General features: G+C 50.7%; 3 protein-coding genes and 1 pseudogene. 3 read left to right on the top strand and 1 reads right to left on the bottom strand.

Annotation, left to right across the window (positions count from 1 at the left end):
* From AC1WIP_RS11130 to AC1WIP_RS11120, 3 genes and pseudogenes are all read left to right on the top strand, one after another.
* Positions 1-945 (top strand): ABC transporter ATP-binding protein (locus tag AC1WIP_RS11130; protein ID WP_481141891.1); only part of this gene is annotated, 945 nt, incomplete at its 5' end.
* Entirely contained in the window at positions 942-2,696 is a 1,755-nt protein-coding gene (locus AC1WIP_RS11125; protein WP_481141890.1) for an ABC transporter ATP-binding protein, read from the top strand. The genes AC1WIP_RS11130 and AC1WIP_RS11125, both read left to right, overlap by 4 nt.
* A gap of 85 nt (positions 2,697-2,781) precedes the next feature.
* Positions 2,782-3,303, top strand: a pseudogene (locus AC1WIP_RS11120) (N-acetylmuramoyl-L-alanine amidase family protein); the annotation flags it as partial.
* Between the two features lie 5 nt (positions 3,304-3,308).
* Here AC1WIP_RS11120 and AC1WIP_RS11115 read toward each other — a convergent pair.
* Positions 3,309-4,748: an FAD-dependent oxidoreductase gene (locus AC1WIP_RS11115; RefSeq protein WP_481141889.1), complete on the bottom strand. Its 1,440-nt coding sequence runs from the start codon at positions 4,746-4,748 to the stop codon at positions 3,309-3,311.
* Positions 4,749-4,978: the final 230 nt, after the last annotated feature.

Raw genomic sequence — 4,978 nt, 5'->3', positions numbered from 1 at the left:
GTCAATTATATGTCTCAGATACTGGTGGAGTTAGTTAAGCTGGCGAATCTGATCATTACGCTTACAAAGGCTTTGGCCTGCGCAGAACGGGTGGCCGCGGTATTTGATATCACAAACGAAGATCCGGACAGCAAGCAGCGTGCGGATGCTTCTTTGGAGAGTGTAAAAGAGCCTGCACAAGGGCAGCCTTATTTATCCTTTGAGCATGTATCCCTCACCTATCAGGGTGCGGGAGCAGAAACACTTCACGATATCCACTTTACAGTAAACAAAGGGGAGACCATAGGAATTATCGGAGGCACAGGCTCCGGAAAATCCTCCCTGGTTAACCTGATTCCCGGTTTTTACCCTGTTACCCAGGGTGCGGTGCGCCTGGAGGGGCAGGACATTCGTGAAATTCCCCAGGAGGAGCTGAGAGGCCGGGTGGGTATGGTGCCCCAGAAGGCGGTGCTCTTTAAAGGAACCATCCGAAGCAATCTCCAGTGGGGAAAGCCGGATGCAGATGAGGAAGAAATGTGGCGGGCTTTGGAACTTGCCCAGGCGAAGGAAATCGTAGAGGGAAAGCCCGGAGGGCTGGACGCGGCGATTACCCAGAACGGAAAAAACCTGTCGGGAGGACAGAGGCAGAGACTTACCATCGCGAGAGCCCTGGTGCGCAGACCGGAAATCCTGATTTTGGATGACAGCGCCTCCGCCCTTGACTATGCCACGGACGCAAAGCTCCGCGGGGCGCTTAGGACACTCCGGGGAAATACCACTACCTTTCTTGTGTCACAGCGAGCTTCCTCCATACGAAATGCGGACAAGATCATAGTGCTGGACGATGGAGAGCTGGCGGGAGTGGGAACCCATAAAGAGCTTTTGGAGGGCTGTACGGTATATCAGGAAATCTATTATTCCCAGTATCCGAATGAGAGGCCGGGACAGAAGGGAGGAAGAGCATGAGCCAGAAGAAAACCATGAGTCAGAAAGAAACCATGAAAAGGGTTTTGCGCTATATTAAAAAGTACAGGCTTGTGGTGGCGCTGTCCCTTTTACTGGCCGCCGTCACCGTGGCGCTTACGTTGTATATTCCGATTCTGACAGGAGATGCCGTGGATCTGATTGTGGGGAAGGGCCAGGTGGATATGCCGGGAGTCTTTCGAATTATGAAGAAAATTGCCGTTGTCATGGTGATCACTGCGGCAGCCCAATGGGTGATGAACACCTGCAATAATTATATCACCTACCATGTGATCCGGGATATCCGCTCCGATGCTTTTCAAAAATTGGAGATACTTCCTTTAAAATATATGGATACCCATGCCTATGGCGATGTGGTCAGCCGTGTGATCGCGGACGTGGATACCTTTGCCGACGGGCTGCTTATGGGCTTTACCCAGCTTTTTACGGGAGTGCTGACCATTTTCGGCACACTGGGCTTTATGCTGGTTACGAATGTGCCCATCACCCTTGTAGTAGTCTGCATCACCCCTGTTTCCTTTCTGGTGGCCCGCTTTATTGCCCAAAAGACTTATTCTATGTTTAAGGAGCAGTCTGAGACAAGAGGGGAGCAGACCTCTTTGGTAGAAGAGATCGTAGGAAATCAGAAGGTGGTAAAGTGCTTTTCCAGGGAAAAACAGGTGCAGGAGCAGTTTGGAGAGATCAACGGCAGACTGGAGAAATGTTCTTTAAAGGCAATCTTTTTTTCCTCTATCACGAATCCGGCCACACGGTTTGTAAACAGCCTTGTGTATGCGGGAGTTGGAATTTTCGGCGCGCTCATCGCCATTTCCGGCGGCATCAGCGTAGGGCAGCTTTCCTGCTTTTTAAGCTACGCCAATCAGTATACAAAGCCCTTTAACGAGATATCGGGAGTGGTGACGGAGCTGCAGAATGCCTTTGTGTGCGCGGGCCGCATTTTGGATCTGATCGAGGAGGAGCCCCAGGTTCCGGACGCTCCCGATGCAAAAGTGCTTTCGGATGCCTCGGGCAATGTGGAGCTTGCCCATGTGTATTTTCAGTATGTGCCGGATAAAAAGCTGATCCAGGATTTCAACCTGTGCGTGAAGCCGGGTCAGAGAATTGCCATTGTAGGTCCCACAGGCTGTGGAAAAACCACACTGATCAATCTGCTGATGCGTTTTTATGATGTGAACGAGGGAAGCATCCGGGTGGATGGAACAGATATCCGCCAGATTACCAGAGGAAGCTTAAGGACCAGCTACGGCATGGTGCTGCAGGAAACCTGGCTTAGAAGCGGCACCATTGCGGATAATATCAGCATGGGGAAACCGGAAGCGTCCAGAGAGGAAATTGTGGCGGCGGCAAAGGCGGCCCATGCCCATAGCTTTATCAAGCGCCTTCCGGAGGGCTACGATACTGTGATCACGGAGGACGGGGGAAGCCTCTCTCAGGGGCAGAAACAGCTTTTGTGCATCGCCCGCGTAATGCTCTGCCTGCCGCCCATGCTGATTCTGGATGAGGCCACCTCATCCATTGACACCCGCACGGAAATCAAGATACAGAATGCCTTCGCGAAAATGATGGAGGGACGCACCAGCTTTATTGTGGCCCATCGTTTGTCTACCATCCAGGAGGCGGATGTGATCCTTGTGATGCGGGATGGGAATATTATCGAACAGGGAGACCATGAAAGCCTGCTTGGGCAGGGTGGATTTTACGCGAATCTTTATAACAGCCAGTTTGCTGTGTAAAGGGATAAAACAGACAGAAATGATACAGGCACTATCAGGCGCCTTCCGCATAAAATGTAGAAAGAGATGCGGGAGGCGTTTTTTTATGGCGCTTGTAGTGATCGATCCGGGACATGGAGGAGCCAATCCAGGCGCGGTGTACAATGGACGCCAGGAAAAGGACGATGTACTCGCCCTTTCACTTGCAGTGGGAAATATTTTGGAACAAAACGGGGTGGATGTGTATTTCACCAGGACTACGGATGTCTATGAATCCCCCTATCAGAAGGCTACAGAGGGCAATCAGGTGGGAGCGGATTATTTTGTTTCCATCCACCGCAATTCCAGCCCCTATCCCAACCAGTACACAGGCGTTGAAACCTTGGTTTACAATCGGTATGGAGAGGCAGCCAGAATGGCGTATAACATCAATGCGCAGCTGGAGGAGGCAGGCTTTGTCAATCAGGGCGTCAACGAACGGCCTAATCTGGTGGTTTTAAACAGCACCCAAATGCCTGCGGTACTGGTGGAAGTGGGCTTTATCAACAACGATCAGGATAACGTGCTGTTTGACGAAAGATTTGACGATATTGCCAGGGCCATTGCGGACGGCATATTGCAGACTATTTGGAGCTAATCTTGATCATGAATTCCGGTTTGGGCGGGACCGTCGATGATTTCCCCTGTCCGGTGGAAACGAGAACCGTGGCAGGGGCAGTCCCAGGTTTTATCCTCTGGATTCCAGCAAAGCTGGCAGCCCAGGTGGGGACATCTGGGGGACACCAGATGGAGGGTATCGTCCGTATCCTTATAAATTCCTCTTTTCTTTCCGTTCATTCGTCCGGTGCAGCCGGTGCCTGGAAGAAGCGCATCGGCGTCTATTTTTTGTCCTCTGCTTAAAAAGCTTTGGGAGAGAGAACAGGAGGCCTGCTTCATTTCTCCTAAAAAAGATTTAATGGCGCGGGTATTCCAATTCCTTTTGGGTGAAAAGAGCTCTTCATAGGCACAGGGGCGGCCGCAGATCAGGTCTGTGAGCAGCAACGCTGCCGCCATGGACAGGCTCATGCCCCATTTGCCAAAGCCTGTGGCCACATACCAATTTGGCGCAAATGGAGAAAAACGTCCCACGTAGGGAAGGCCGTCTAAGGTGACACAGTCCTGGGCAGACCATGCTTCGGTCAAAACAGCCTCTGGAAAATATTTTTTCGCCGTTTCCTTCAGCGCCTGATAGCGGAAGGAGGAGTGGTTTTTACCGGTGCGGTGCCCCTCTCCCCCGATGAGGGTATAGTCCTGAAAGCGGCGCAGGGAAGGGGTATCGCTGTCAATCCCGAAAAACATTCCGGCAGGCAGCCCGGTATCTCCCTTCAGGGCTGCGGCGTAAGAGCGCTCCTGGTGCATTTTCAAAAAGTACAGGCCGGGAACCAGCACAAAGGGATAATGACAGGCAAAGATAATGTGGTTTGCTGTGACGGTATTTTTTTCCGTATAAATGCAGTTTGCTTTGACCCTTGTCACCTTGGTATGTTCATAGATGGAAAGCTGCGGGGCCAGCGCATACAAAAACAAAAGGGGATGAAACTGGGCCTGTCCCTCCACCTGGAGGGCGGTCCAGGAATCTTTCTGGCAGATACGGCAGGGAATTCCCAGGGACAGGAGAGCGTTTTTTTCCTGATTCAGCTTTTCCACGCCCTCTGGAGTGTGGGTGTAAAGAAAAGCGGGAAGCTTTTCAAAAAAGCAGGAGATGGAAAGCTCCCTGATCAAATTTTCATAGGCCAAAATGCCGCGCCGGTTGCTGTACGCATAATTTTTTGCCCCAATAAAGCCCTTTTCCGTAAGCAGCCTGTGGTAAATGAGTCCGTGCTGTAAGGTGATTTTTGCTGTGGTCAGATGGGTTTGTCCGCTGCCGATGGCGTCTGCTTCCAATACAATGGTTTTAAGTCCCGCCCTCTGCAGAAGAAAGGCGGTGAGAATGCCGCAGATTCCTCCGCCGATCACAGCGGCCTCTGTGGTAAGGTTCTCCTTCAGGGAGGGAAAGACGGGTGGATGAGTCTGCTTGTTCCAAATGGATTCCATGGCTGTACTCCTTATTTGCTTTCATGAATTTCGATAGGATATTTGATGTATGTTATTGTGCAGTTCTCTCTTTTTTTTATGCACAGAACAATTTGTGTTACAAAGACGCCCTTTTTTGTGAGTGTTGTCCCTGCGGTTTTACATAAAAATTACATACAAATTACCAAAGTGTGATATTTTGTTGTTTTTTTTCATGCTAGTATTTACAACGTAATCGAGAGAAAAAGAAA

The sequence above is a fragment of the Acetatifactor sp. genome (assembly GCF_982438285.1).
The sequence above is the reverse complement of the archived record's forward strand: the minus strand, read 5'-3'. Positions and strand labels throughout refer to the sequence as shown.